Consider the following 24,952-nt stretch of genomic DNA (forward strand, 5'->3'; position numbering starts at 1 on the left):
GTTGCAAACCCAACGCAGGCTTGCTCTATACATCCATGACCTGCGGAATGAATGCCGCGATGGCCAGCAGAGCAACAGTCAAAATGTACAGTGATAGCCATATATTCGCGTATTGCGGCTTGTGAAAGCTGCTTCCAATTGCATCCAGTACGGCCCTTAGACCTGGAAAACAAGACTGCGTTTTCGACACGGCGTCGCGATAGAGACAAAAAAGCATGCCGAATGCCAGCATGGTCCATACGGCAAACAGACCAAACTGAATCGCAAACAACGTATAAACGCCATCGCCGCCGTTCACATGCGTCTCACAATACTGCGCTTTCCTCACCTAGAGACGTTCAGGATTTGATTGAATCAAATCCTCGGCTCTAAACCTTTGTTTTGCCGCGCGTCCGAGCCGCAAAACCGTTTCCATCCCCGATCGGGTCGAGGACATGCTTTTGCGGGGCGCGCTCCAGAGGGACCGGCTGTATCGCAGTGTCCAAATGCTACCATACCGTCGCGATCAAACCTGGCCACTCCCCTGTTCAGGTGACCCGGCCCCGACGGCTATGCATTCGATCAATATGTCAGATCGCGCCGGCCGCGGTCAGCGCGAATGTCGCGGCGACCTGATTTCCCCGCGCATGGAGCCGATGGCGAGCTCGAAATTGTCGGCGATGCGGCGGGCGCGGATCATGAATTCGTGGGTGATGTCGGGGCGAAAGATTTCGGCGGCGGTCTGTTCGAACAGAGCAAGCCAGCGGTCGAAATGTTCAGCCTCGATAGGCAGGCGCAGATGGGGATTGAGCGGGCGTCCAGAATAACGCCCTGTACGCAGCATGATCGAGGACCAGAAATCGGTGATCTGGGCGATGTGTTCGTCCCAATCGTGGACGGCGCGGTTGAACACGGGGCCGAGGATTTCGTCCTCGCGGGCGCGGGCGTAAAAGGTCGCGACGAGTTTTGCGATATCGGGATCGGTGATATCGGGATGCGCCGGACCGGGGCGGGTCAGCGGGTTGTCGTCCGTCAAGATTTTCTCACCACGTCTTTTTGGCGGCGTGCAGGGTCATCCGGCCGGCGGTGAAATGGGCGATGACGCCCTGGGGCGGGGCCCAGTTGAGGACTTCGCCGCGGGCAACGCCTTCGACCAGGTGGCGCAGGACGCGCAGCACGCCGCCATGGGCGACGATGATGGAATGATGGGTCAGCCCCTGCGCGAAATCGAGCAGACGGTCGGCAAGATCCTGATAGTTTTCACCGCCTTCGGGACGGAAATTCCAGTAGGTGGCGTCGCGCTGGCCGGGGGCGAGAGCCTCGCGCTCGCGGGCGATCTCCTCGTGCAGCAGTCCCTCGAACTTGCCGAACGAAATCTCGATCAGGCGCTCGTCATAAATGACATCGGGGAGCGGGACATCGAAGGCGGCGCGCATGCGATCCATGGTCTCGCTGGCCCGGCTGAGGGGGGAGGCGTACCATTTGAATTTGGCGGGGTCGCTGCCGGCTTCCTCGAGCAGGAAGCGCAGCAGCGGGCCGCTGGAATCGGCCTGGCGCCTTCCGGTTTCATTCAAGGGGATATCGCGGCTGCCCTGATAGCGGCGCTCACGGTTCCAATCGGTTTCCCCGTGCCGTGCGAAGTAAAAATCGGGCCAGGTGACCTGGTGCATGGACGAATCAATCACTGATAATTGCAGGAGCGCGCACGATAGCGCGCTCCTGTGACGATACTACTGGCCGGCAGGCGCGTCCTTGGGCATGGCCTTCATGCCGATGATGTTATAGCCGGAATCGACATAATGGACTTCGCCGGTGACCCCGCTCGAGAGGTCCGAGAGCAGGTAGAGCGCCGAATTGCCGACTTCGTCGATGGTGACGTTCTTGCGGAGCGGCGCGTTTTCCTCGTTCCATTTGAGCATTTCGCGCAGATCGGAAATGCCCGAGGCGGCAAGGGTCTTGATCGGCCCGGCCGAGATGGCGTTGACGCGGATCTTCTGGGGGCCGAGATCGGAGGCCAGGTAGCGCACCGAGGCTTCAAGCGCCGCCTTGGCAACGCCCATGACGTTGTAATTGGGCAGGACCTTTTCCGCACCGTAATAGGTAAGGGTGAGGATCGAGCCGCCATCGTCCATCAACGCTTCGGCGCGCTTGGCGAGCGCCGTCAGCGAGAACACCGAAATGTTCATGGTCAGGGCGAAATTGCCCGGCGTGGTATCGACATAGCGCCCCTCAAGCTCTTCCTTGTTGGAAAAGCCGATGGCGTGAACGAGGAAATCGAGCTTGCCCCATTGGGACTTGAGCACGTTGAAGACCGCATCCATGGCATCGGGGTCGGTCACATCGCATGGCAGGACGAGATCGGAGCCGAATTCCTTGGCGATCGGTTCGACGCGGCGGTGCAGCGCCTCGCCCTGATAGGTGAAGGCCATTTCCGCGCCCTGCGCATGCAGCGCCTTGGCAATGCCGTAGGCGATAGAGCGGTTGTTGGCGACGCCCATAATGAGCCCGCGCTTGCCTTCCATCAAACCAGCCATGGTGTTCTCCGATGATCGTTTCATTGCTGGTGGTTTTGGCACAGGGGATGGGAACGGGCAAGGTGGGAAGCGGGTTGGTGCGGTAGCGAATCCCCTCCCCCGCATGCGATAGTTCGCCAAGTGCTTGCAGAAAGACTTTTGAGATGACCCTTTCCAAAGACCAGATCGTTCCGGCCCTCGTCCAGCTTTTGGGAGAGAGCAGCGTTGTTTCCGAGACGGGCGATATGGCGGGCTATGTTTGCGAACCGCGTCACCGGTTTCACAAGCCGGCTCAGGCCGTAGCCCTGCCCCGAACGGTGGCCGAAGTGCAGGCGGTTATGGAATGGGCCAACGAGGTGGGCGTTCATATCGTGCCGCAAGCAGGAAATACCGGGCTGGTGGGTGGGCAGGTGCCAGCGTTCGGCGATGAAGTGATCCTGTCGGTTTCCCGGCTCAAGGGGGTTCGGAACGTCGACGCGGCGGCCGGGCACATGACGCTGGACGCGGGCACCACGCTTCAGGAGGCCCATGAGATCGCCGAAGAGGCGGGAATGATGTTTCCGCTCTATATCGCCTCGCAGGGTTCGGCGCGGATCGGGGGCGTTCTGGGATCGAACGCGGGGGGCGTGCAGGTGCTCTCCTATGGCAATGCGCGCGAATTGTGCCTGGGAGTCGAGGCGGTGATGGCGGACGGTTCGATCTACAAAGGGCTCAATGCGCTGCGCAAGGACAATACCGGCTATGACCTGAAAGACCTGCTTGTTGGGTCGGAAGGCACTCTGGGGGTCATTACGGCGGCGACCGTAAAACTGTTTCCCAAGCCCGATGCGCATGAGACGGCGCTGCTCAATGTGGCAAGCCCCGAGGCGGCGCTCGAGCTGTTCACGACGATGCGGGCGCGGGCGGGCAATACGCTGACGGCGTTTGAATTGATGCCGCGCATCGGCATCGATTTTCAACTCAAGCACAAGATGATGGCGCAGGATCCGACGGCGGAGATGTCGGACTGGTATGTGCTCGTGGAGATTTCCGTGCCCAGGGGCGGCGCGGCGGGCGGGCTATCGCAGGCGGTCGAAAGGGCGTTCGAGGCCGGGCTGGTGAGCAATGGGGTGATTGCCGAAACACTGGGCCAGCGCGAAGCGTTCTGGAATGCGCGCGAGCAGATGAGCGAGGTGCAGTCACGCGAAGGAGCTTCGATCAAGCACGACGTTTCGGTTCCGGTTGCCGCGGTGCCCGAACTGATCGCGCGGGGAAGCGAGGCGGCACAGAAGGCTGTGCCCGGTATCCGGCCCGTGCCGTTCGGGCATCTTGGCGATGGCAATATCCATTTCAATTTTTCCCAGCCCGAAGGGGCGGACGGCAAGGCCTTTATGGATGGCGCCGGAGCTGTGCACGACGCGGTTTACGCCGTTGTGGGCGAATTGGATGGATCGGTATCGGCCGAGCACGGAATAGGGCAACTCAAGACCGGGCTGCTCAAGCAGGTGAAAGACCCCGTGGCGCTAAAAATGATGAAGGCGATCAAGTCGGCGCTCGACCCGAAGGGCATACTCAACCCCGGGAAAGTGCTGGGGTAGAAATTGGCGTCGTAATGCCTAAATTGGGTCGAGTTTAATGGATTCTGACACTGCCATGCTTCTCGATATTGCGTTTCTCGACGATTCCACGCGGCCGCGCGCGCCCAAGCTGGAAAATCTGACGGCCAGCCAGCGCGCGCCGGGCCAGCACCTGAAAATGATCCACGATCATCTGCGTGAAAACGTCAAAGTGCTGCGCACGATGATCGATCAGGTGATGGCGGGCGAGAAAACGGTCAAAGAGGTCGAGGCGGAGGCAGAAGCCCTGACGATGGTTTCGAACTATCGCCAGTTCGGCAATCTGTGCGGCCAGCATTGCCAAACCGTCCATATGCACCATTCAATCGAGGACGCGCACATCTTTCCCGCGCTGTCGGAGAAGGGTCAAGCCTGGAAGAAGGTCACCGACCGGCTGCAGGCCGAGCATGAGATCGTGCACAATCTGCTGGTCAAGCTTATCGCGGCGCTCAACGCGCTGGTGCGAGAGCCGAACGCCGCAAATTTTGCCAGCGCAACCGAGATCAACGACGCATTGGAACGCGTGCTGCTTTCGCACCTCGGCTACGAGGAAGACGAAATCGGGGATGCGCTGGGGTATTTCGGGATCGGTGTCTAGGCTGTGGTGACGATTTAATCATTTAAGCCACAGCATGACGCTGGCAATTTTGACGAAGCCTAGGAAGTGGGCGGCTCGCTTGTCATATCGAGTTGCGATGCGGCGCCACTGCTTGAGCTTGGCGAAAAAACCTTCGATGCCCCAGCGTTGCCGATAGGCGATCTTGTCGTAGCCATGTTGGTATTTGCGGTGGCGGCGGGGCGGGATCACTGGCTCGCCGCCTTCATCGAGAATGACATCATGGAGGCTATCGGCGTCATAGGCCCGGTCGGCGAGAACTTTGCCCGCGGCCAGTCCGGCGACCAGATCGCAGGCGGGTGCCATATCATTTTGCTGACCCGGCCCGAGCGCAAAGCGGACCGGCAGGCCAAGCGCATCAACTACGGCATGGAGCTTGGTGCCGAAACCGCCACGGGAGCGACCGAGAGCCTGGGTTTGCGCTCCCCCCTTTTTCGCCGCGCCCCTGCGGCCTGGGCCTGGGCGCGGATCACTGTGGCGTCGATGGCCAACCATTCGAGATCGGGAGCGTTTGCGACCGCCTCGAACAGACGATCAAACACGCCCATCTCGATCCAGCGGTAATAGCGCCGCTTGACCGTCTGGTAAGGACCGAACCGGTCTTCGGGCAGATCGCGCCAGCGGCCACCAGACCGGGCCATCCACAAAAGCGCATTGAAAAACCGACGCCCATCACTACGTGGGCCGCGCTTGCCCTTGCGACCGCCCGGGACAAACGGCTTGATCTGTTCCCACTGATCGTCGCGTAAAATCTCGCCATCCATCGCTGACCTCCCAAAAGTCAGCGTTGAATCTGATTTGCCGCGATGTGGGAATCCCAAAACATTAAATCGTCACTACAGCCTAGACCAATCCGTGCGCGATAAGGCTCTCGCCGGTGGCGATGAACGATGCGTCGGCCGGGATCAGCTCGCGGCCGAGCAGGCGCGTCGCAGCCGAGGAGTCGAGACGCTTGAGAACGCCCAGTTCACCCAGATTGGAGCGCACATCCTTGTCGAACAACCCGTAGATGCGGACCATCCAGTCCGCCAGTTCGCGCCGCGGAATCTTTCGGGCGTGGGCGGGGAACGCCTGGCGCAGGATTGCGGCAACCTCGGCAAAAAACATCGTGCGTTCGCCCATCGGGAAACGGTGGCCACCGGCCTCAGGCGAGATCATGGCGGCGAGGTGAGCCCTGGCGACATCACGTACGTCGATGGCAACGAGGGGAATGCGCGGCGCGGCTGGAACCGACCCGTTCATCAGGCGCTGCACAAGAGTCGCCGAGGTGCCCGGATCCTCATCGAGCAGCGGGCCGAAAATCCCCGAAGGGTTGATGGTTGCAAGATCGGTTTCGCGGCCGGCGGCGCGCATGATCTCCCAGGCGCGGCGTTCGGCCAACGTCTTTGACTCTGTATAAGGAGTGACGCCCCTACCCTCGAGATTTGTCCAGTCGTTGGCGGTGAATGGCGCGGTTCGGGATTTGTCGTGCCCATAGGCAATGGCTGCCATGGAGGAGGTGAGTACGACGCGCTCAACATTGGCAGCCAGAGCGGCATTGAGCGCGCGCTCGGTGCCCTCGACGGCCGGACGGATCAGTTCGTTCTTGTCGGGAGGCATCTGCAGCACGAAAGGAGAAGCCGTGTGTTGAAGAAAACGCACGCCTTCCATGGCCTCGTCCCAACCTTTGTCGCGTTCCAGATCGAGCGCGACAAATTCGAGACGCGAGATGTCCGCGCCCGCGCGCTGGAGCGTAGCCCTGACCTTGTCGGTCCGCGAAAGATTGCGCACGCTGCCGCGCACTGTATAACCGGCTCCGAGCAGTTCGAGCGCTACATGGCCGCCCAGGAAGCCGGAAATTCCGGTGAGAAGAACGCGGTCTGTCATGATATGTGTCCGATCGATTGAAACTTGAACGATATATACGTTATTCGTTCAAAACGTTCAATAGGAGCATTTGCTTTTGTCCACTCCCTCCCCGCGCGTATTGGAAAAGCGCCGCCGCATCCTTGAGGCGGCGCGCGCGGTGATGCTCAAGACCGGATTGCGGGCTGCGACGATGGAAGCCATCGCCAAGGCGGCCGGGATCGCCAAGCCCACGCTTTACGCCCAGTTTTCAGACAAGGAAGCGGTGTTCGACGCGCTGATCGAAGATCTGGTCTTGGACAAGGCCGAGACATTCGACCGGGCCTTCGATATCGACGCGCCGCTTGAAGAGCGGGTGGGCAACGCCATGGCCGAGATGTACGGTTCGATTGCCGACATGCTCGAGGGCTCGCCGCACGCCGATGAACTGGTGAGCGAACCACATCGGCTGGGCCGAAAATTCAAGGAAGTCGACGATGCGATTCTGGCGCGGCTGGGCAAGGCTCTTGCCGATGCGGGAATCGCGATGCCCGACCAGCTTGCAGCGGTCCTGCTCGCAGCGGGCAGCGGAATACTGGCGAAATCGCCCGACGGCGCGGCGGTGCGCGGCGCCATCAGGCTGTTGTGTGAGCGGGTGATCCGGGGGTCTCTCCAAAGCAGCTAAGCGCGTTGGAGACTGGCTTAACTTGTCTTGTCTTGTCTTGTCGCGCTTCAGGCAACGAGCCCGCTGTCATTGCCGTCATTGGGTTCGAGCGAACCTGCGAGTTCGGCCGCACCCTCGACCACGGCTTCGGCGGCGGCGCGAGCGGCATCAATGGACTGGAAAATCCGGCCATCGAGCGGAAAAACGCCCAGCTTGACCGCCATGAAGCGGAAGTCCGGGCCGTTGGGGACAACGACGCCCTGGGGTTCACCGGCAACTGAAATAACGATTGGCTTGGTCATGATCGAAACACTCTGCGATACGCGATTCCGCCCAGCCCTGAGCGGTTGCTAACAGTCTAATGTGAGGGTCTTGTGACGGGGCGAAGGGGCTAGTTGTCAGCCGCTATACGCGCCACATCCAGGAGCGACACATGAGACCGGTACGTTTGAGCTTAAATCGTACGCAGGTGTCCTCGGACGCGGTCAGGCGTGTCCATGCAGTTTGTGTTACCATTGCCGTTCTCCAGCCTGACCTCGGGACACCGCATTTGGTGCCACGAGCGATAAATAACAAGGCTTGACGAAAAAATCGAGTGCGTTTGTGTCAAATCGACATTTCGACGCGAAAATTCCTGCCCCAAGAACGGACAATCGAGGAACCGGTTCCGGCCCGAAACGTCAAAAAAGATCGAGTTGCGTCGACTTTTTTGCCTTGACTGTCATAGACTTGTCACCGGTGCCATCATCGAGCGCTTCGCTGACCGGCTCGATGAGATCGGGACCTTCATTTGAGGCGGAATTAACGCGCACCGAAACGGGATGAAAGGCCATGGAGCCCTCCGGCTGTGGCACCACGAAGGGTTCGACCTCGGCGAATCGCATGTTTTTCGTGTCGAGCCAGGAATCGATCTGGCCGCCCCGCATCAGGGCGGGCATACGGTCATGGATATGAGCGACATCGGGCCCGGCGGGCACCGTTATGGTCGCGACCGTGTCGATCTCTTCGCCATCGGGCCCCATCCAGCTCGAATAGAGCCCGGCCAACGCCAAAGGCTCATCGTCCTTGAGGGTGATGTAATAGGGCTGTTTTTTGCCGTTGGGCAGCGTTTGCCATTCGTAATAGCCCGAGGCGGGCAGGACGCAGCGCTTGTGTTTTACCGAGTCGCGGAAGGCGGGCTTTGTGGCCATGGTTTCGGCGCGGGCATTGACCAGAAGCGGAAACTCGCGCGGGTCCTTGACCCATCCCGGCACCAGCCCCCAGCGCGCCAGCTTTGCGGTGCGGCGCATGGCGTCGTCGACCCAGATGGCAATGACGGGCTGAGTGGGAGCGATGTTGTAGCGCGGCACGGACTGAATTAGATTGTCGGTAGCAAAAATCTGGCGCATCGCCTCGTCTGGCAAGGTAACCGCGTATCGTCCGCACATGAGTCTTTGGTCTCCGTTCCCCACCACTATAGCGATGGCAGCGAGCACATGAAGCCCGACGCCTGCTCGATCGGGCTTTTCAATGGCGATCAGGTGTTGCTGATCCAGCGCGCATACGCGCCCTTCCTGGGGCTGTGGACGTTTCCGGGTGGACGGATGGAGCCCGGGGAAACCCTGCTCGAGTGCGTCAAACGCGAATTGTTCGAAGAAACGCGGCTTCTGGTTGCCGACCCTGTTCAGGTGCTCGTTGAAACGGTGGGAGAAGGCGCCAAGACCTACACCCTTGCGGTGTTCGCCGCCCACTGCCCGATGGGCGCGCCGGTGACGAGCCACGAAATCAGCGATTGGGACTGGGTCCATGTGGATGAGGTTCAGTCCTATCGCACCACCGACCATCTCGCCGAGATCGTTCATGCCTGCGTGCAATGTCTTGGGCTGGCGAGGGTGGACCAATGAAACTTTTCCGGTGGCTGTTTGTCGCGGCGATCACTGCCGCCCCCTTCCCCGCCCTGGCCGTCGATCCACCCTATCAGGGGCAAATGGAGCGGCTGTCTGAAATCCTGGGATCGCTCTATATGCTGGCTCCCCTGTGCGGCGATCAGGTGACCGACTGGCGAGGGCAGATGGCGGAGCTGATCGAGTTGGACGAACCTGACGAGGATCGCCGGGCGCGGCTGGCGGGAGCGTTCAACGCGGGATATGAAGCCTATGCCCGTTTTTACCGAAGTTGCACGCCGTCGGCCGAGGTCGCCATAACCCGGTTGTTGACCGAAGGGGACGTGCTGGCGCGCGACATTCACCAGCGATACGCCGAATAGGCTTCCCTTCCTGTTCCCCCTCTATGTCGCGCTCCGAACGAATTTGATGCGACACGTTAACCAATTGGTCATTTCCTCTTAGCAGCGCCCCAAAGGCATGTTAACTAGCGGTCATGACGACGCGCACCACATTTCCGTTTCCCACCGAATCCGCTGCCATCGAGGCCGAGCAGGAAGAGCGCCAGATCGCTCTCGAATATCTGGCGGAAGCCTGGAATTCGGCCGATACCGATGGTGTCGATACGGAAGCTCTGGCCCACGCTGCGCTGTTTGCGGCGATCGCCACGCTGGTCCGCGATTACGGCGAAGAAGCCGTTGCAAAGCTGATCGGGAACATCCCGGATCGAATCAGCAATGGTGAATACACGCTGGACAGAGTGCTGCAGTAGGCTCTTGCCGTTACCGCGTGGATGACTTGCCCGCGGGCAGTTGCAGGATCTTTTCCAGCGTTCCCGGCTCGATCCAGGTCAGCGAACCGTCCGGCAGGCCCAAAAGTCGGTCGACCGCAATCCCCTGCATCTCCATCATGCGATAAAGCCTTTCGAGAGCCGGGCCACGCTCTCCCCTGTCGCGCTCGGCCATGGCGGCTGCGACCGCGTCATATGCGGCTGCGTTGAGATTGAGGATGATTTCGACGCAGCTGTCGGGATCGGGCACGTCGAAGACCTTTTCCGCCACGCCGTCGACGATGACTTTGGAGATGACGGGAGCCACTATTGCCGTGACCGCTCGGCGGACGCGATCGAACAGCACGATGTTTCCCGGCTGGAACGCGGCGTCGAACGCCTTGCCCACATCGGGGGCGGCTTCGCCCTTGCGGAGGCGCAACTGGCGGAGGATGCGGTTGAGGCGCGTGAACGGATCGAGCCAGGGATCTTCAAGAATCGGCTGCATGGCGGCCAAAGCCTGTAGCGCAAACCGCCCGGCCAGCGCCTCGAGCAGCGCCTCCTTGGATTGAAAATGGTGGTAGAAACCACCTTTTGAAACGCCTGCCATGGCCATGACATCGCCGATGGTCGTGGCCTCGTAACCCTTGGTTGCGAACAGGGCCTGCGCGCAGTCGATCAATTGGGCCCGGCGGGCTTCGGGTGACAGATTCTTGCGGCGTGTCGTGATTGTTGCATTCATCATTTGAAAAACCGACCGTCGGTTTGTATGGTGGAGGCATAATGACATTGCCAGTGGCGCAGGTCCAGAGGGTGAGCCGAGATGAGGTTCGGGAGAAGGTCCGCGGGTGAGCCGTGGGTCTTGAAGGAAAAACCGATCAGAGGGCGGGACTGCCGCTGGAGCCGAGCCGCGGCCTGCGCGATCGCGCCCATACCGGTTGGACGAGGCTGGCTATCAGGCCGGCCACGCGCGAACCGCAAAGAGAGACCTAGGGGATTACGGCAAAAAGGCGCAATTTCGCGCGCAATAGGCATGATGAGGGCGAGCCGGCCGGCAGCTTGGGCGCAGTTTTGGGGGCAGGTCAGACAGGAGACCAAATATGCGGCTGGACAAGGCAATAGAGGCGGGCATGGGCATGAGCGACGATTCCTGGGAGCGTCATGCCAATCCGTGGAGCGTGTGGACGCGGCTGATGAGCGTTCCCGCGTTTGCCCTGGCCGTGTGGTCGCGTGAATGGGTCGGCTGGTGGTCTCTGATTCCCATTGCCATGGTGGTGGGATTTCTCTTTCTCAACACAAGGATCTTTTCGCCCGCGACAGATATCGGCCGATGGGAAACGCGGGCGATCATGGGGGAGCGGTTGTGGCTCAAGCGCAAGGAGGCGCCACTGCCTCACCATCACGCACGCGCAACATTCTGGATCGTGGCGGGGAGCAGTCTCGGCGTTGTGCCGCTGATTGGGGGTCTTTACTGGCTCGATGCATGGGCGACTATGCTGGGCGTCGTAATGATGGTGGGCGGGCAGTTGTGGTTCCTGGATCGGTTGGCGTGGCTTTATGCCGATAGCGCCGCAAGCACCCAACAGGGCTGAGAACATGTATCGCATTGCCATCACCACAATGGGTACGCGCGGCGACGTTCAGCCCTATATCGCGCTGGCGCGCGGGCTGATCGGGCAAGGACACCGGGTAATCCTTGTCACGCCCGAGCAGTTCGCCGGGCTGGTCGCCGAACATGGTGTCGACTTTTCGCCACTGCCCGGCGACTTGCTGACCCTGCTCGACACGCCGGAAGGCAAGATGGCCGTTTCGAAAGCTGCCGGGGCGGTTTCGTGCCGATACGCTGAGCCCGCCGCCGTTGGCTTTATCGAGCGTAAGATGGTGGCAGTCAGGCCGTTGCGAGCGGTGAGCCATTGAGATCGCGCAGCCAGAGCTGACCGCAGGCGGCGGTGATGTCGCGGCCCTGGGTGTCGCGCACGACGACGGGGATGCCGGCGCGTTCGAGACCATGGCGGAAGGTGGCGAGCGTGGTGTCGTCGGTTCGGGCCAGCGCGACGCCATCGACCGGGTTCCAGCGCATGAGGTTGATGCGGGCCGGCTGGCCGGCAAACAATGCACAAAGACGGTCGAGATCGGCACGGGTGTCGTTGATGCCGGGAAGGAGCAGGTAGACGAAGGTGACCGTGCGGTTGTGGCGGTCGGCCCATGCCAGGGCGCGGGCGACGACTTCGCCGATTTCGTGCTTCCGGGCACCGGGGATGAGCGCGGCCCGGGTTTCCTGCGTCGTTGCGTGCAGGGAGATGGTGAGATTGATCTTGAGATGTTCCTCGCGCAGTGCCTTGAGGGCTTTGGGGATGCCGATGGTGGAAATGGTCATGCCTGAAGCGGGCAGCGCGAGCCCTGCCCTGTCGCGCAGGATGCGGATGGCCTTGAGGACATTGTCGTAATTGTTGAGCGGCTCGCCGATGCCCATGAAGACGATGCGGTTGACCCTTGGGCCGAGACGGACGATCTGCTCGACGATTTCGCCGGGCGTCAGGTTGCGTTTCAGGCCAGCCTGCCCCGATGCGCAGAAGCGGCAGGCGAAGGCGCAGCCGACCTGTGAGGAAACGCAGGCCGTGTAGCCATCGTGGCGGCGAATGAGCACGGTTTCTATGGCGTATCCATCGGGGAGCGCAAAGAGGAATTTTTCCGAGCGGGTGCCGCGATCGCGCGATTTGAGCGTCAGGCGGCGCAACTCGATACCATGACGATCGCCCCACCGCCTGAGGTCTTTGGGCAGATCGGCATGGGGCGAGAACAGCGCGCGATAGGACAGCGCCGGGCCGCCGGACGCGCACAGACGCTCGAAAGCGAGACTGTCGAGATCGAGGGCGAATTGCGGTTTTGCGGCGCGCGGCGAGGCGGCCGCTGTTCCGGTGTGGACGGCAGAAGGCATGGCGATGACAGGATCTGTTTTATCGGGCTGCATCTGGGATCGATGCGCGAGATATATAACAGTCGCGTTGGTTATTATCAAGTGGGGCGGTTTGGGCGCTGCGATGGGCCAGGTGGGAGGCGTTCGCAGGGCCAATCTTGGGCTCTGAGTGTACTGGACCCCGGCTCAAGGGCCGGGGTGACGGTGGGGGGATTTGAGGGTGGGGAAACGGCTGCGCTGCCGGCTGCTGGATTGTGGGAGACGGCCGGGGTTGGCTGCGGTGGAGCTTGATGTGCGGCCGATGCTAGAGGTGTTTCTCGAAGAAGAAGTCGGGATAGGGGTCGTCGTTGAAACGGTCGATCTCGGTCCAGCCGGTTCTGCGGTACATGGCGATGGCCTCGGGCAGTGCGCGGTTGGTGTCGAGGCGCAGCCGGGCGATGTCGAGCTCACGAGCGGCGATTTCCACCGATGCCATGAGACGATGGGCGAGGCCGAGGCCGCGCGCAGAGGGCGCGACCCAGAGGCGCTTGATTTCGGCGTAACCCTTTGTTGTGCCCTTGAGGCCGACGCAGCCGATGGGCAGGCCGTCGGACATGGCGAGAATGAACGCGCCGCGCGGGCGGATCATGTCGATTGCGTCGGGGTCTGCCGAGCGTTTTACATCAAAACCTTCCTCGAAGCGGCGCGCCAGTTCCTCGTAATATTGATGCAGGCAAAAGCGCGCCTCCTCACTGCGCGGATCGACTTCCGCCAGGATTATGCGGTCGCGGCCCAGGGCGGAGGCGACCAGATCCATGGCGGCCAGCAGCGCCTCCGGGTGGGAGTGCCGGGCCAAAAGCGCCTCGGCACGAGCGTTGGAAATATGCTCATAGGCGGCAAATTCAGCCAGGCCGGCAGCGGTCAACGCCAGAATGCGGCGGCGGCCATCCCGGGGGTCGGGGCGGGTTTGTACGAGCCCCTCGTCCTCCAGACCGCGCAGCAGGCGGCTCATCAGGCCCGAATCGAGAGCGAGATAGTCGCGGAGCTGGGTAATGTCGGTGCGGCCATGCCCGATGGCGTTGAGCACGCGGGCCGAGCCGAGCGGCCGTCCGCGTCCGAGAAAGGAATCGTCAAGCGCGCCAATTTCGGAGGTGACGGCGCGGGAAAACCGGCGGAAGCGGGCGACGGGATCGTGTGACATGATAGCTGACCTAAGTCAGCTATCTATATTCGTCAATCGAAATGGTGATCGGGATAGAGCACCGACAGAATGTGGCGGGTCTGATCGACAACGAAAGTGCTGAGCGGTCCCTGTTTATCGATCAGCCATTGCATGCAGGCACCCTGGATGACCGACTGGATCAAGGATGCCGCCATATCCCGATCATGGGGGCTTGCGGGAAGCCGATCACGAATGGCGACAAGAACGAGACGATTGCGCTCGCGGGCCAGGGCGTTGAGGTCGTCATCGACGACGTCATTCCACTCAAGCAGAAGATAGCCGGCGAAATCATCCCCTGTCCCCATGCCATCGATCAGGTCGATGAGCATGGCCCAGAGCGGCTGCAAGCCGGTCTGGCGCGAGGCAGAGGCGAAATAGTCGCGCACTTCCTGAGTGGAACGCTCCATGACCTTGAAATGAAGGGTTTTCTTGTCGGTGAAGCGCTGGATGAGGGCAGCGCGCGAAATGCCGACTTCGTTGGCCACATCGGTGAGGGTGAAGCTTGAAGGGCCCTTGGTCAGAAGCACCTTCTGGGCGGCAGCCAGGATGGTATCGTCAGAATGGAGCTTGGGTCTGGGCATTTTGCCATCCGCTGTGATTGCCTCTTCGATGGCAGAGCAGATGGCGGTTTGGCAAGGCTTTATGCGGCCGCGTTACCTTCCGGCACGAAGACGGTGATGGCTTTGGGGCGGATTTCGAAGCGGGCAGGCGTTTTTGTGATGATGTCGCCATCGACATTGACGTCCATGGGTTCTGCGGTGCGCAGTTCGAAGGCGACGCATTTTTCGGTGCGCACTTCGCGCCATGTGCCATGGGTGCCGCGACGGAAGGCGCCAAGCATTGTGACCAGTTGCCAGACGTCGCGGGCTTCGAGGCTGTAGAGATCGAGCGTGCCGTCATCGATGGTGGCGTCGGCTTCAACGACAGTGCCGCCGCCATAATAGCGGCCATTGCCGACCGCGACCTGGAGCGTCTTGACCTTGGAGGTGCCGCTGGCGCTGACGATATCGGCGTGGAAGGGATGGACGGTCGAGGCGATCTTGAGGGCGGTCATCGCGTAGCCCAGCTTGCCCCAGCGGCGCTTTGTGCCCTTGTCGAGCTTGTTTGCCAGCTCGGCGGAGAGCCCGATACTCGCGACGTTGAAGAAGGGGCGGCCGTTGACCAGACCGACATCGATGGTGCGGGTGTGGCCCGCTGCGATTATGTCAGCCGCCGTGGTGAAATTTTCGGGAATGTGGAGCGTGCGGGCCAGATCGTTGGCTGTGCCCATGGGAATGACGCCCATGGGCAGGCCGGTTTCAATGATGGCGGGTGCCGCAGCGTTCATCGTTCCATCGCCACCGCACACGACCACCAGATCCACTTCGTGGCGGCGGCGGGCGATGTCGGCGGCCAGTTCGTCGGGGGTTTCGAAGCGTTCGATGGTCACCTCAAGGCCCAGAAAGCGCAGCCGTTTTGCTATCGGCTCCACGGCCTCGCTGCCGCGCCTCGCGTTGGGATTGACCAGCATCAGGGCGCGGCGGATCTTGGGCGTAACGGGGCTCATGGCGGCACTTTCGACTGGAGGTCGGAACGATCGGAGTGGTTGTTAATGTGCCATATAAGGTGAATTTACGGCGGTTACCTTACCGTTTGCTCAGTTTCACCACTCCAGAACGATCTTGCCTGCCCCACCCTGAATCGCTGACTGAAAGGCGGTGTCGAATTGATCCGCGGGAAAGCGATTGGTGATGACGGGCCGGATATCGAGCCCGGACTGGAGCATGGCGAGCATCTTGTGCCAGGTCTCGAACATCTCGCGGCCATAGATGCCTTTGATGGTGAGCATTTTCAGGACCATCTTGGCGAAGTCGTATTCGAAAGGCTTTGAGGGCAGGCCGAGCATGGCGATCTTGCCACCCATGACGAGATGATCGGCGAGCGTGGCCATGGCGGCGGGGGCGCCGCTCATTTCAAATCCGACATCGAAGCCTTCGTTCATGCCCAGCGACTTGGCGACGGCGCGCAGATCGTCGGCGGTGTTGACGGTTGTGACACTGGGTTCGGTTTTTTTGGCGAGCTCGAGCCGATTGTCGTTGGGGTCGGTGATGACGACGTGACGGGCGCCGACATGTTTGGCCACCGCCGCGCTCATGATGCCGATGGGGCCGGCGCCAGTGATCAGGACATCTTCACCCACAAGATCGAAGGCCAGGGCCGTGTGGACGGCGTTGCCGAGCGGGTCGAGGATGGACGCCAGCTCGTCGTCCACGCTGTCGGGGAGCGGGACGATGTTGAAGGCGGGGATTTTGACGTATTCGGCGAAGGCTCCCGGGAGGTTGACGCCGACGCCCTTGGTTTCGGGATCGAGATGGAAGCGCCCTGCCCGGCTGGCGCGGGATTTGAACCCGATGACGTGGCCCTCGCCCGAGACGCGCTGGCCAATCTGGAGGTGGGTCACGTTGGCGCCAAGTTCGGCAATGGTGCCCGAATATTCGTGGCCAACGGTCATGGGTACGGGAACGGCGCCCTGGGCCCAGTTGTCCCATTTGTAGATGTGCAGATCGGTGCCGCAAATGCCGGTCTTGGCGACCTTGACGAGAACGTCGTCGGGGCCGATCTGCGGGACCGGCACGTCTTCCATCCAAAGGCCCGGTTCGGGCTTGGCCTTGACGAGGGCTTTCATGGTGCGGGTCATGAGACTTGTTTCCGTAAGCTGTGATCGTGGCGAAGGCCCCCTCACCCCAACCCTCTCCCCCAAGGGAGAGGGAGCAAGGGGCGGAAGCTGCGTGGATCAGACTATGCCGAGGTCTTTTCCGGCGCCGATGAAAGCGTCGATGGCAAACGAGATGTTGTCGTCCGATAGCCCGGCCGACATCTGGGTGCGGATGCGGGCCTTGCCTTTTGGCACGACGGGAAAGGAGAAGGCGGAAACCAGAACGCCCTTGTCCTGGAGGGCCTTGGCCATGCCTTGCGCCTTGACCGCATCGTGGAGCATGACGGGGATGATCGGAGTTTCGCCGGGCACCAGATCGAAGCCGGCATCGGCAAGCGCCGCGCGGAAGCGTTTGGTATGGCGATCGAGCGTGGTGCGGCGGTCGTCGGCCTTTTCGGCGATTTCGATAGCCTTGATGGCGCCAGCGGTCACCGAGGGCGGCAGCGCGTTGGAAAAGAGGTAAGGACGGGCGCGCTGGCGCAGCAGGTCGATGACCGGCTGAGGTCCGGCGATGAAGCCGCCCATGGCGCCACCGAGGGTCTTGCCGAAAGTCCCCGAGATGATGTCGACGCGGTTTCCGGCGCCGGTGAGGGCCGGCGTGCCCCTGCCCTTTTCGCCCAGATGACCGGTGGCGTGGCATTCGTCGATCAGGACAGCGGCCTTGTGATCTTCGGCGAGGTCGCAGATTTCGGGCAGCCTGGCGATGTAGCCGTCCATGGAGAAGACGCCATCGGTGACGATCAACTTAAAGCGTGCGCCATCGTCGTCGGCGGCCTGAAGCTGGAGGCGCAGATCGTCAATGTCGGAGGTTTGAAAACGATAGCGCCGGGCCTTGGAGAGGCGCACGCCATCGATGATCGAAGCGTGATTGAGCGTGTCGGAAATCACGGCGTCTTCGGGGCCAAGCAGGGTTTCGAAAATGCCGCCATTGGCATCGAAACACGAGCCGAACAGAATCGCATCGTCCTTTTCGAGATAGCGGGCGACGGTCTGTTCGAGTTCTTTGTGCAATTCGTGTGTGCCGCAGATGAAGCGGACAGACGCCATGCCCGAGCCGTATTTTTCCAGCGCCCTGGCGCTGGCTTCGACGACTTCGGGGTCGTTGGCAAGGCCGAGATAATTGTTGGCGCACAGATTGACCATGGTGCGGCCGCCAACAGTCACTTCGCCCTTCTGAGCCGAACCGATGACCATTTCGGACTTGAAAAGTCCCTCTTGGCGAATGCCGTCGAGGGTCTGGCTGAGGTGCTGGGCAAAACCGTCCATCATGATGGCCACTCCTTTTTGTTGGAGGCATTTTCCGATATATTGGAATTTACGTCAATGGGTATTGGATGGTCTAACGGTGACGGACATGGGGAGGTTGCGGTGTGTGGGAAAACGGAAGCGCTGGGGGTACTGGATCCCGGATCAGGTCCGGGATGACGGTGAGGGTGTGGCGCCGATGAATTTCAACCGGGAAGCGGGAAAAGTCAGTTGTAGAGAACCACGAGCCAACCACTGGCGACGGTGTCCGAGGTGTTGGATATGGCGTGGGGCACGTCGGCGGCGTAGCGCGCGACTTCACCGGCGGTCAGGGCGGTGGTCGTTTCGCCGCTGGTGATGGCGATGCCGTCGGTGAGAGCGGTGAAATGTTCGCGGGTGCGCGGGGCGTGGGGCGCGCTGACGAGGGCGCCGCCAGGTTCGATTTCGACCTGATACCATTCGGTCTTGCCAGCGAGGGCGGGCGGGGAGAGAATTTTGAGCCGGCAGGCGCCATCGGGAGATGCGATGAGTGGCACATGATCGGCGGGGACAATGTCGATAAGCGCCGATTTGCGGGCCACCGCATCGCCGGATACGAGATCGGAAAATTCGATATTGAGGGCCTGGGTGAGGCTCCAGACCACGGCGAATGTGGGATTGGTCTCGCTGCGCTCGATCTGACTGAGCATGGAGCGCGACACGCCGGAGAGCTTGGCCAATTGCTCGAGCGTCAGATGCCGTGCCTTGCGGGCCATCTGGATCACCGGGCCGATTTGTGGTGGGGTCGTCTCGCTCATAGGGTCAAGCTTTTAGAGAGGAAACACTGGAGCGGCAATATGGCGGCGCTGGTGCAGAATCGTCCGTAAGTCCGCCTCACACACGTCGTGGAAACGACATACAGCAGACAATTCCGTATCATTGTGGCTTTATTGGCTGTTATTTCGTGTTTTTTACGAACATCGCCCCCGCTTATCTCCTAGACCTCCGAAGGAACTCCCTTAGTTTCCGCAGCATTCACAGCATATGCCCCGCATCCCGGGCCAGAGGAGACGTCATGTCCATACCGACATCCCACACTTCCCCGTTTGAAGCGTTTTCGGATCGTCCCCTCAAGACCGACACGGCATTGCGCGAAGCGATCACTTCGGCCTATCGGCTGGCTGAACCCCAAGTGGTTCCGTCCCTGATCGATGCAGCGGCCGTTGAACCGAGCCAGGCGAAGATCATTCGCGCCACCGCGGAAAAGGCCGTCAGAGGCATCCGCGCCAAGGGCAATGGCGGCGGGGTTGAAGGTCTGATGCATGAATATGCGCTGTCGAGCCAGGAGGGCATCGCGCTGATGTGCCTGGCCGAAGCGCTGTTGCGGACGCCGGATAACTCCACCCGTGACCTTTTGATTGCCGACAAGATCGCGCCGGGGAACTGGCAAAAGCATCTCGGGCTCGACCGATCGGTGTTCGTCAACGCGGCGACCTGGGGGCTGGTGGTGACGGGCAAGCTGGTCACGCCCGTCGATGAATCGGGATTGTCCAATGCGTTGTCGCGGATCGTCGCGCGGTCAGGCGAGCCGGTGATCCGGGCCGGCGTGAAGATGGCGATGCGCATGCTGGGGGAACAGTTCGTCGCCGGACAGGACATCGGCGAGGCGCTCAAGAACGCCAGATCGTGGGAGGCCAAGGGGTTCGGCTATTCATACGATATGCTGGGAGAGGCAGCGACCACCGCGCACGACGCCGAGCGGTATATGGCCGAATATGTCGGCGCGATCCATGCCATCGGCAAAGCCGCTGCGGGAAAGGGCCCCTATGCCGGGCCGGGTATTTCCATCAAGTTGTCGGCGCTGCATCCGCGCTATGCCCGCACGAAGTATGATCGCGTGATGGCCGAGTTGCTGCCACGGCTCAAGGAGCTGGCGGGATTGGCCAAGTCCTACGATATCGGGCTCAACATCGACGCTGAAGAGATGGACCGGCTCGAACTCTCGCTCGACCTGCTCGAAGCGCTGGCTACCGATCCGGCGTTCGATGGGTGGAACGGCATCGGGTTTGTCGTGCAGGCCTATTCCAAGCGCTGCCCGTTCGTTCTGGACTGGATCATCGATCTGGCCAGGCGCTCGGGACACCGGATCATGGTGCGGCTGGTCAAGGGCGCCTATTGGGACAGCGAGATCAAGCGCGCGCAGATGGACGGGCTTGAAGACTTTCCGGTGTTCACCCGCAAGGTGCATACCGATGTGAGCTATATCGCCTGCGCCAAAAAGCTGCTGGGCGCGCGCGATGTGGTGTTTCCGCAGTTTGCGACCCACAACGCCCAGTCCATGGCGACGATTTACGAGTTGGCCGGGACCGATTTCAAGATCGGCAGCTATGAGTTTCAGTGCCTGCACGGCATGGGTGAACCGCTTTACGAACAGGTGGTGCCCAAGGACAAGCTGAACCGGCCCTGCCGCATCTACGCGCCTGTGGGGAGCCACGAGACGCTGCTGGCCTATCTGGTGCGGCGGCTGCTCGAAAATGGGGCCAATTCGAGCTTCGTCAACCAGATTGCCGACGAGGACGTGCCCGTGGATCGACTGATCGCCGACCCTGTGGAGATCGCGCGGCAGATCTCACCGGTTGGCGCTCCCCATGAGCAGATCGATCTGCCAAGGGACATCCTGGCGGCCGGGCGGCGCAATTCGCGCGGCATCGATCTGTCCAACGAGCAGGTGCTTCGGGCCCTGGAAAAAAGCCTGAAGGCGGGCGCTGAGCGGAATTGGCTGGCGAAAGCCGAGGACGCGAAGGGCGAAACCCGGCCTGTGCTCAACCCGGCAGACCATCGCGACGTGGTGGGCGAGGTGATCGAGCCTTCAATCGAGCAGATCGACTCCATCATGGCGAGAGCACAACGGGCCGCTCCGGGATGGGCGGCGACGCTCCCCGCCGAACGCGGCGCCATGCTGATGCGCGCTGCGGGCGCCATGGAAAGCCAGATGGAAATCTTCATGTCGCTGGCGATGCGCGAAGCGGGCAAGACCGCGGCCAACGCAATCGCCGAGGTGCGGGAGGCCGTCGATTTTCTGCGCTATTACGGCAAGCAGGTCAAAGAGAGCTTCGCCAATGACACCCATATCCCGCTCGGGCCGGTGGTGTGCATTTCGCCATGGAACTTTCCGCTGGCGATCTTTACCGGGCAGATGTCGGCGGCGCTGGTGGCGGGCAATCCGGTGATCGCCAAGCCGGCCGAGGAGACACCGCTGATTGCCCAACTGGCCGTGGATCTCATGCACGCGGCGGGCGTGCCGGCCGATGTGCTGCAGTTTACGCCGGGCGACGGCAAGGTGGGCGCAGCGCTGGTGGGGCATGAAGCCACATGCGGGGTGATGTTTACCGGGTCGACCGAGGTTGCACGCCTGATCCAGCGCCAGCTTGCGGGACGGACGCTGGTGAATGGCGCTCCGATCCCGCTGGTGGCGGAAACCGGGGGACAGAACGCGCTGGTGGTGGATTCCTCGGCGCTGACCGAACAGGTGGTGCTCGACGTTCTCGCCTCAGCCTTCGACAGCGCGGGACAGCGCTGTTCGGCGTTGCGGGTCCTTTGCCTCCAGGAAGAGATCGCCGACAAGACGCTCGACATGCTCAAGGGCGCGATGGCGCAACTCGATATCGGCAATCCCGACCGGTTGACCGTCGATGTGGGGCCGGTGATCACCGCGGAAGCGCGCGATGGGATCAATGCCCATATCGAGGCCATGCGGGGCAAGGGCCGCGCGATCACGCAACTTGAACTGCCCGAACTGGCCGTTCAGGGCACGTATGTGCCCCCGACGCTGATCGAACTGAACGACATTTCGGAGTTGGGCCGCGAGGTGTTCGGGCCGGTGCTGCATGTGGTGCGCTTCAAACGCAAGAACCTTGATGGATTGCTCGAAAAGATCAATGCGCTTGGGTATGGGCTGACTTTCGGGCTGCATACACGGATCGACACGACAATCGCCGAAATCACCACCAGGATCGAGGTGGGCAATATCTACGTCAACCGCAACCAGATCGGGGCCGTTGTGGGCGTGCAGCCATTCGGCGGGCACGGACTGTCGGGGACCGGCCCCAAGGCGGGCGGGCCGCTCTATCTGCGCCGGCTGGTCCAGACGACGAGCCAGACGGTCTGGGGCTTGCCGGCGCGGCAGGCCGGTCCGACGCTGGTGACGCTGGCCGAGTGGCTGCGGACAAACAACAGGAACGACCTCGCTGACGCAACACTGAGCTATGCCAGCCATCCCGCGATCAACGCGTTTTCCGAACTGGACGGGCCGGTGGGTGAGCGGAACACCTATCTGACCAAACCAAAGGGAAAAATCATGCTCAGCGCCAAGACGCTGGCCGGGCTTGTGCATGGGCTGGCAGCGGGGCTGGCCGCGGGAAACCAGGTGCTGGTCCAGGCATCGGGCGATCTGGGATCGGTGATCCGTGACCTGCCAGAAGATATCAGGGGGCGAGTTGAGATCGTGCGGGACGTGGTGGCCGGTTCAGTCCGGGCGGTTCTTGTGGAGGGTGACGCTGACACCGTCACTGAGATCGGCAAGTCCGTTGCTGAATGGGACGGCCCAATCGTAACCGTTCAGGGTTCATCCTCGGAAGCGCTGGCGAGCGGCGAAGCGGTTTTTGCCATCGATCTGCTGGTCGATGAGGTTTCGACGAGCGTCAACACGGCAGCCGCGGGAGGCAATGCGAGCCTGATGGCGCTGGCGTAGTAATGGGAAAGGCCCTCTCACCCGTCGCTTCGCGCCGACCCCGGATCGCGTCCGGGGCAGGCTCTCTCCCCCGAAGGGAGAGGTGAGTGCTCAGCTTGGGGTCAGGGTTTCCATGAAGCGGATGGGCTGTCCCTGGGCGGGGGTGAGGAGTTCACCCTCCCACATGACCGTGTTGCCGCGAATGATGGTACCGACGGGCCAGCCTTTGACCGAGACGCCGTCATAGGGCGTCCAGCCGGCTTTTGAAGCGACCCAATCATTGGTGATGGTTTCGGTGCGGTTCATGTCGACAACGGTCAGATCGGCATCATAGCCGACGGCCACCCTGCCCTTGCAGGCGAGGTTGAACAGGCGATTGGGGCCGTGGCTGGTCATATCGACGAAACGCTGCAGGCTGAGGCGGCCGGCGTTGACGTGATCGAGCATGATGGGAACAAGCGTCTGAACGCCGGTCATTCCCGATGGCGAAGACGGATAGGGTTTTTCCTTTTCCTCGCGGGTATGGGGGGCGTGATCGGAGCCTAAGATGTCGGCAACGCCATTGGCGACTCCCTGCCAGATGCCCTCGCGGTGCTCGGCGTCGCGAACCGGCGGGTTCATCTGGGCGTATGTGCCCAGCCTTGTATAGGCGGTTTCATCGAGGGTCAGATGGTGCGGGGTGACTTCGACCGAAGCGACGTCCTTGTGATCGGCGAGGAAGGTTATTTCCTCCTTGGTCGAAATATGGAGCACATGGATGCGCTTGCCGGTCTTGCGGGCGATACGCACAAGGCGCTCGGTGCATTGGAGCGCCGCCTGCGGGTCGCGCCAGACGGGGTGGGAGGACGGGTCGCCCTCGACGCGCAAATTCTTGCGGTCCTCGAGGCGGTATTCGTCTTCGGAATGGAAGGCGGCGCGGCGGGAAATGGCCGACAGGATAGCTTCGACGCCATCATCGTCGGCGACAAGAAGCGATCCGGTGGACGAGCCCATGAACACTTTTACGCCCGCACAGCCGGGGAGGCGTTCGAGTTCGGGCAATTGGGCAATGTTTTCGCGCGTGCCGCCGATATAGAAAGCGAAATCGCAATGCATGCGATTGGTGGCGCGGGCGATCTTGTCCTCGAAGGTCTCTCGCGTCGTGGTCAGGGGATTGGTGTTGGGCATCTCGAAAACGCCGGTCACCCCGCCCATCACCGCCGAAAGCGATCCGGTTTGAAGATCTTCCTTGTGGTCGAGGCCGGGCTCGCGGAAATGGACCTGGGTATCGATGACGCCCGGAAGGATGGTAAGGCCCGTGCAATCGACATCGTTATCGGCGGTATCGGACAAGAGCGACCCAATGGCGGCGATACGCCCCTTGATGATCCCGATATCGGCGCTACCTATGCCGTCGTGATTGACCAGCGTGCCGCCCCGGAAAATCGTATCGAAGTGGCGACTCATGGCATATCTCCGGCTCGGGGTTTCCAACTGACGCCGGGTTTAGCGGATGGCACCAGAGCAAGGCAAGACCAGCAAATGACAATCGAAAAGCGCGCCGACCGGATAGCCTTTAAAATTTCCGGTCCGGATGCGACCCATCTCCTCCATGACGTACTGACCCCGCCGGTGCTCGAGGACGGCATTGTGCGCTGGTTTGCGCTGCTGGCGCCGCAGGGCAAGCTGCTGGCCGAGGGGCTGATCGGGTGGGCTGACGACGCCCATTGGCTCGATGTGCCGGCTTCGGTGGCCGAAAATTTCTTCAAGCGCATGAAGATGTATCGGCTGCGCGCCAAGATGGAAATCGAGATGCTGGCCGAAACTCATGCGGTGGGCTGGTCGGAGGAAGAGCACGCGACGGGGATTGTGCATAGCGACGGGCGCGCCGAGGGATTGGGATATCGGGTGATTGCGCGTCTTGCCGAGGCTGATGGCTGGATCGAGGGCAACGGGCAGGCAAAGGCGCGCATTGCGGCGGGCATTGCCGAGATGGGACCCGATTTCGATGCCGAGGACGGATTTCCACACGATATCGGCATGGATCATCTGGGCGGCGTCGATTTTAAGAAGGGCTGCTATGTGGGCCAGGAGGTGGTGTCGCGCATGCAGCATCGCGGCACGGCGCGGCGGCGTCCGGTGATCGTATCGGGGATCACGGCAGGCGCTCGCGGCGATGCAGTGACCATCAATGGAAAGACCGTGGGGACGATCGGCAGCGTTCTCGATGGGAGGGCTGTGGCGATCGCCCGGATCGACAAGATCACAGACGGGACGGCCAGCGTGGCCGGTGCCCCCGTCTCGCTTGCCCTGCCGCAATGGGCACGCTACGGTTTTGCCGCGCCGGGCGGCGATTCCGAAGACGATTAGAGAGGCAACCGAGGG

General features: G+C 61.6%; 27 protein-coding genes. 10 read left to right on the top strand and 17 right to left on the bottom strand.

Features of this window, described 5'->3' with window-relative positions:
* Nucleotides 1-25: 25 nt before the first annotated feature.
* The 4 genes from ACP148_RS11250 to fabI all read right to left on the bottom strand — a co-directional run bounded on the left by ACP148_RS11250 (nucleotide 26) and on the right by fabI (nucleotide 2,513).
* Nucleotides 26-298: a hypothetical protein gene (locus ACP148_RS11250; protein ID WP_421952474.1), complete on the bottom strand. Its 273-nt coding sequence runs from the start codon at nucleotides 296-298 to the stop codon at nucleotides 26-28.
* A 291-nt stretch (nucleotides 299-589) separates the two neighbouring features.
* Nucleotides 590-1,015 (bottom strand): group III truncated hemoglobin, encoded by a 426-nt coding sequence (locus tag ACP148_RS11255; RefSeq protein WP_421952475.1) that lies wholly within the window; start codon nucleotides 1,013-1,015, stop codon nucleotides 590-592.
* A 7-nt stretch (nucleotides 1,016-1,022) separates the two neighbouring features.
* Entirely contained in the window at nucleotides 1,023-1,649 is a 627-nt protein-coding gene (locus tag ACP148_RS11260) for a histidine phosphatase family protein (protein WP_425033504.1), read from the bottom strand.
* Nucleotides 1,650-1,709: 60 nt separating this feature from the next.
* The gene (fabI, locus tag ACP148_RS11265) at nucleotides 1,710-2,513 is read right to left on the bottom strand and encodes an enoyl-ACP reductase FabI (protein WP_421952478.1); all 804 of its coding nucleotides are present in this window, start codon (nucleotides 2,511-2,513) and stop codon (nucleotides 1,710-1,712) included.
* A gap of 143 nt (nucleotides 2,514-2,656) precedes the next feature.
* On the opposite strand from fabI, the gene ACP148_RS11270 reads away from it, so the two are divergent.
* Both ACP148_RS11270 and ACP148_RS11275 read left to right on the top strand, forming a co-directional pair.
* Nucleotides 2,657-4,069: an FAD-binding oxidoreductase gene (locus ACP148_RS11270; RefSeq protein ID WP_425033505.1), complete on the top strand. Its 1,413-nt coding sequence runs from the start codon at nucleotides 2,657-2,659 to the stop codon at nucleotides 4,067-4,069.
* Nucleotides 4,070-4,106: 37 nt separating this feature from the next.
* A complete protein-coding gene (locus tag ACP148_RS11275) occupies nucleotides 4,107-4,685 on the top strand; it encodes a hemerythrin domain-containing protein (RefSeq protein WP_425033506.1) in 579 nt (192 codons plus the stop codon).
* Between the two features lie 18 nt (nucleotides 4,686-4,703).
* Here the strand turns inward: ACP148_RS11275 and ACP148_RS11280 are convergent.
* Nucleotides 4,704-5,467, bottom strand: a protein-coding gene (locus ACP148_RS11280; RefSeq protein ID WP_421951250.1) for an IS5 family transposase whose coding sequence is annotated in 2 segments (ribosomal slippage) — nucleotides 4,704-5,140 and nucleotides 5,140-5,467 — 765 coding nt in all. Because the reading frame shifts where the segments join, the coding sequence is not laid out codon by codon here.
* Between the two features lie 79 nt (nucleotides 5,468-5,546).
* Nucleotides 5,547-6,569 (bottom strand): SDR family oxidoreductase, encoded by a 1,023-nt coding sequence (locus tag ACP148_RS11285; RefSeq protein ID WP_421952485.1) that lies wholly within the window; start codon nucleotides 6,567-6,569, stop codon nucleotides 5,547-5,549.
* 76 nt (nucleotides 6,570-6,645) lie between these two features.
* On the opposite strand from ACP148_RS11285, the gene ACP148_RS11290 reads away from it, so the two are divergent.
* Nucleotides 6,646-7,212 carry a TetR/AcrR family transcriptional regulator gene (locus ACP148_RS11290; RefSeq protein ID WP_421952486.1) on the top strand — a complete coding sequence of 189 codons (567 nt, stop codon included), beginning with the start codon at nucleotides 6,646-6,648 and terminating at the stop codon, nucleotides 7,210-7,212.
* A 47-nt stretch (nucleotides 7,213-7,259) separates the two neighbouring features.
* Here ACP148_RS11290 and ACP148_RS11295 read toward each other — a convergent pair whose 3' ends face one another.
* Nucleotides 7,260-7,493 (bottom strand): hypothetical protein, encoded by a 234-nt coding sequence (locus ACP148_RS11295; protein ID WP_421952487.1) that lies wholly within the window; start codon nucleotides 7,491-7,493, stop codon nucleotides 7,260-7,262.
* A 378-nt stretch (nucleotides 7,494-7,871) separates the two neighbouring features.
* On the bottom strand, nucleotides 7,872-8,618 hold the full coding sequence (locus ACP148_RS11300) for an SOS response-associated peptidase (RefSeq protein ID WP_421952488.1): 747 nt from the start codon (nucleotides 8,616-8,618) through the stop codon (nucleotides 7,872-7,874).
* 48 nt (nucleotides 8,619-8,666) lie between these two features.
* Here ACP148_RS11300 and ACP148_RS11305 point away from each other — a divergent pair, with 48 nt between their 5' ends.
* The 3 genes from ACP148_RS11305 to ACP148_RS11315 all read left to right on the top strand — a co-directional run bounded on the left by ACP148_RS11305 (nucleotide 8,667) and on the right by ACP148_RS11315 (nucleotide 9,825).
* Complete coding sequence (locus tag ACP148_RS11305; RefSeq protein WP_421952489.1) at nucleotides 8,667-9,074, top strand: NUDIX hydrolase; 408 nt, start codon at nucleotides 8,667-8,669, stop codon at nucleotides 9,072-9,074.
* Nucleotides 9,071-9,436 (top strand): TIGR02301 family protein, encoded by a 366-nt coding sequence (locus tag ACP148_RS11310; protein ID WP_421952490.1) that lies wholly within the window; start codon nucleotides 9,071-9,073, stop codon nucleotides 9,434-9,436. The genes ACP148_RS11305 and ACP148_RS11310 overlap by 4 nt, the downstream gene beginning before the upstream one ends.
* 113 nt (nucleotides 9,437-9,549) lie before the next feature.
* Nucleotides 9,550-9,825: a hypothetical protein gene (locus ACP148_RS11315; RefSeq protein ID WP_264225096.1), complete on the top strand. Its 276-nt coding sequence runs from the start codon at nucleotides 9,550-9,552 to the stop codon at nucleotides 9,823-9,825.
* 10 nt (nucleotides 9,826-9,835) lie between these two features.
* Here ACP148_RS11315 and ACP148_RS11320 read toward each other — a convergent pair whose 3' ends face one another.
* Nucleotides 9,836-10,567 (bottom strand): TetR/AcrR family transcriptional regulator, encoded by a 732-nt coding sequence (locus ACP148_RS11320; RefSeq protein WP_421952491.1) that lies wholly within the window; start codon nucleotides 10,565-10,567, stop codon nucleotides 9,836-9,838.
* Between the two features lie 355 nt (nucleotides 10,568-10,922).
* On the opposite strand from ACP148_RS11320, the gene ACP148_RS11325 reads away from it, so the two are divergent.
* Both ACP148_RS11325 and ACP148_RS11330 read left to right on the top strand, forming a co-directional pair.
* Nucleotides 10,923-11,414, top strand: a complete 492-nt coding sequence (locus tag ACP148_RS11325; protein ID WP_421952492.1) for a DUF6653 family protein — start codon at nucleotides 10,923-10,925, stop codon at nucleotides 11,412-11,414.
* Nucleotides 11,415-11,418: 4 nt separating this feature from the next.
* On the top strand, nucleotides 11,419-11,739 hold the full coding sequence (locus ACP148_RS11330) for a glycosyltransferase (RefSeq protein ID WP_421952493.1): 321 nt from the start codon (nucleotides 11,419-11,421) through the stop codon (nucleotides 11,737-11,739).
* Here ACP148_RS11330 and rlmN read toward each other — a convergent pair.
* From rlmN to ACP148_RS11365, 7 genes are all read right to left on the bottom strand, one after another.
* Nucleotides 11,711-12,793 carry a 23S rRNA (adenine(2503)-C(2))-methyltransferase RlmN gene (rlmN, locus tag ACP148_RS11335; RefSeq protein ID WP_425033507.1) on the bottom strand — a complete coding sequence of 361 codons (1,083 nt, stop codon included), beginning with the start codon at nucleotides 12,791-12,793 and terminating at the stop codon, nucleotides 11,711-11,713. The genes ACP148_RS11330 and rlmN overlap by 29 nt on opposite strands.
* Nucleotides 12,794-13,043: 250 nt before the next feature.
* Nucleotides 13,044-13,919, bottom strand: coding sequence for a GNAT family N-acetyltransferase (locus ACP148_RS11340; protein ID WP_421952496.1), 876 nt, complete (start codon nucleotides 13,917-13,919; stop codon nucleotides 13,044-13,046).
* Between the two features lie 32 nt (nucleotides 13,920-13,951).
* A complete protein-coding gene (locus ACP148_RS11345; RefSeq protein ID WP_425033508.1) occupies nucleotides 13,952-14,521 on the bottom strand; it encodes a TetR/AcrR family transcriptional regulator in 570 nt (189 codons plus the stop codon).
* 59 nt (nucleotides 14,522-14,580) lie between these two features.
* Entirely contained in the window at nucleotides 14,581-15,486 is a 906-nt protein-coding gene (locus ACP148_RS11350) for a lipid kinase (RefSeq protein ID WP_421952498.1), read from the bottom strand.
* A gap of 96 nt (nucleotides 15,487-15,582) precedes the next feature.
* Entirely contained in the window at nucleotides 15,583-16,605 is a 1,023-nt protein-coding gene (gene tdh, locus ACP148_RS11355) for an L-threonine 3-dehydrogenase (RefSeq protein ID WP_425033623.1), read from the bottom strand.
* Nucleotides 16,606-16,713: 108 nt separating this feature from the next.
* Entirely contained in the window at nucleotides 16,714-17,904 is a 1,191-nt protein-coding gene (locus tag ACP148_RS11360; RefSeq protein WP_421952499.1) for a glycine C-acetyltransferase, read from the bottom strand.
* A 203-nt stretch (nucleotides 17,905-18,107) separates the two neighbouring features.
* Nucleotides 18,108-18,677 (bottom strand): helix-turn-helix domain-containing protein, encoded by a 570-nt coding sequence (locus tag ACP148_RS11365; RefSeq protein WP_421952500.1) that lies wholly within the window; start codon nucleotides 18,675-18,677, stop codon nucleotides 18,108-18,110.
* 224 nt (nucleotides 18,678-18,901) lie between these two features.
* Between ACP148_RS11365 and putA the strand changes: the two genes are divergently transcribed.
* Nucleotides 18,902-22,609, top strand: coding sequence for a trifunctional transcriptional regulator/proline dehydrogenase/L-glutamate gamma-semialdehyde dehydrogenase (gene putA / locus ACP148_RS11370; RefSeq protein ID WP_421952581.1), 3,708 nt, complete (start codon nucleotides 18,902-18,904; stop codon nucleotides 22,607-22,609).
* Nucleotides 22,610-22,699: 90 nt separating this feature from the next.
* On the opposite strand, the gene ACP148_RS11375 is transcribed toward putA, so the two are convergent.
* Nucleotides 22,700-24,034 (bottom strand): dihydroorotase, encoded by a 1,335-nt coding sequence (locus tag ACP148_RS11375; protein ID WP_421952501.1) that lies wholly within the window; start codon nucleotides 24,032-24,034, stop codon nucleotides 22,700-22,702.
* Between the two features lie 75 nt (nucleotides 24,035-24,109).
* Here ACP148_RS11375 and ACP148_RS11380 point away from each other — a divergent pair, with 75 nt between their 5' ends.
* Nucleotides 24,110-24,937 carry a YgfZ/GcvT domain-containing protein gene (locus tag ACP148_RS11380; RefSeq protein WP_421952502.1) on the top strand — a complete coding sequence of 276 codons (828 nt, stop codon included), beginning with the start codon at nucleotides 24,110-24,112 and terminating at the stop codon, nucleotides 24,935-24,937.
* Nucleotides 24,938-24,952 lie beyond the last annotated feature (15 nt).

Source organism: Pelagibacterium sp., assembly GCF_965249125.1.
GTDB lineage: Bacteria > Pseudomonadota > Alphaproteobacteria > Rhizobiales > Devosiaceae > Pelagibacterium.

Excerpts from the sequence above, each read along its gene's own strand:
- ACP148_RS11380 (WP_421952502.1), top strand. The coding sequence starts at position 24,110 with ATGACAATCGAAAAGCGCGCCGACCGGATAGCCTTTAAAATTTCCGGT.
- ACP148_RS11285 (WP_421952485.1), bottom strand. The coding sequence starts at position 6,569 with ATGACAGACCGCGTTCTTCTCACCGGAATTTCCGGCTTCCTGGGCGGC.
- ACP148_RS11375 (WP_421952501.1), bottom strand. The coding sequence starts at position 24,034 with ATGAGTCGCCACTTCGATACGATTTTCCGGGGCGGCACGCTGGTCAAT.
- ACP148_RS11365 (WP_421952500.1), bottom strand. The coding sequence starts at position 18,677 with ATGAGCGAGACGACCCCACCACAAATCGGCCCGGTGATCCAGATGGCC.
- fabI (WP_421952478.1), bottom strand. The coding sequence starts at position 2,513 with ATGGCTGGTTTGATGGAAGGCAAGCGCGGGCTCATTATGGGCGTCGCC.
- ACP148_RS11345 (WP_425033508.1), bottom strand. The coding sequence starts at position 14,521 with ATGCCCAGACCCAAGCTCCATTCTGACGATACCATCCTGGCTGCCGCC.
- ACP148_RS11320 (WP_421952491.1), bottom strand. The coding sequence starts at position 10,567 with ATGATGAATGCAACAATCACGACACGCCGCAAGAATCTGTCACCCGAA.
- tdh (WP_425033623.1), bottom strand. The coding sequence starts at position 16,605 with ATGAAAGCCCTCGTCAAGGCCAAGCCCGAACCGGGCCTTTGGATGGAA.
- ACP148_RS11305 (WP_421952489.1), top strand. The coding sequence starts at position 8,667 with ATGAAGCCCGACGCCTGCTCGATCGGGCTTTTCAATGGCGATCAGGTG.
- ACP148_RS11340 (WP_421952496.1), bottom strand. The coding sequence starts at position 13,919 with ATGTCACACGATCCCGTCGCCCGCTTCCGCCGGTTTTCCCGCGCCGTC.
- ACP148_RS11315 (WP_264225096.1), top strand. The coding sequence starts at position 9,550 with ATGACGACGCGCACCACATTTCCGTTTCCCACCGAATCCGCTGCCATC.
- ACP148_RS11330 (WP_421952493.1), top strand. The coding sequence starts at position 11,419 with ATGTATCGCATTGCCATCACCACAATGGGTACGCGCGGCGACGTTCAG.
- ACP148_RS11350 (WP_421952498.1), bottom strand. The coding sequence starts at position 15,486 with ATGAGCCCCGTTACGCCCAAGATCCGCCGCGCCCTGATGCTGGTCAAT.
- ACP148_RS11295 (WP_421952487.1), bottom strand. The coding sequence starts at position 7,493 with ATGACCAAGCCAATCGTTATTTCAGTTGCCGGTGAACCCCAGGGCGTC.
- ACP148_RS11360 (WP_421952499.1), bottom strand. The coding sequence starts at position 17,904 with ATGATGGACGGTTTTGCCCAGCACCTCAGCCAGACCCTCGACGGCATT.
- rlmN (WP_425033507.1), bottom strand. The coding sequence starts at position 12,793 with ATGCAGCCCGATAAAACAGATCCTGTCATCGCCATGCCTTCTGCCGTC.
- ACP148_RS11300 (WP_421952488.1), bottom strand. The coding sequence starts at position 8,618 with ATGTGCGGACGATACGCGGTTACCTTGCCAGACGAGGCGATGCGCCAG.
- ACP148_RS11270 (WP_425033505.1), top strand. The coding sequence starts at position 2,657 with ATGACCCTTTCCAAAGACCAGATCGTTCCGGCCCTCGTCCAGCTTTTG.
- ACP148_RS11260 (WP_425033504.1), bottom strand. The coding sequence starts at position 1,649 with ATGCACCAGGTCACCTGGCCCGATTTTTACTTCGCACGGCACGGGGAA.
- ACP148_RS11310 (WP_421952490.1), top strand. The coding sequence starts at position 9,071 with ATGAAACTTTTCCGGTGGCTGTTTGTCGCGGCGATCACTGCCGCCCCC.
- ACP148_RS11275 (WP_425033506.1), top strand. The coding sequence starts at position 4,107 with ATGGATTCTGACACTGCCATGCTTCTCGATATTGCGTTTCTCGACGAT.
- ACP148_RS11325 (WP_421952492.1), top strand. The coding sequence starts at position 10,923 with ATGCGGCTGGACAAGGCAATAGAGGCGGGCATGGGCATGAGCGACGAT.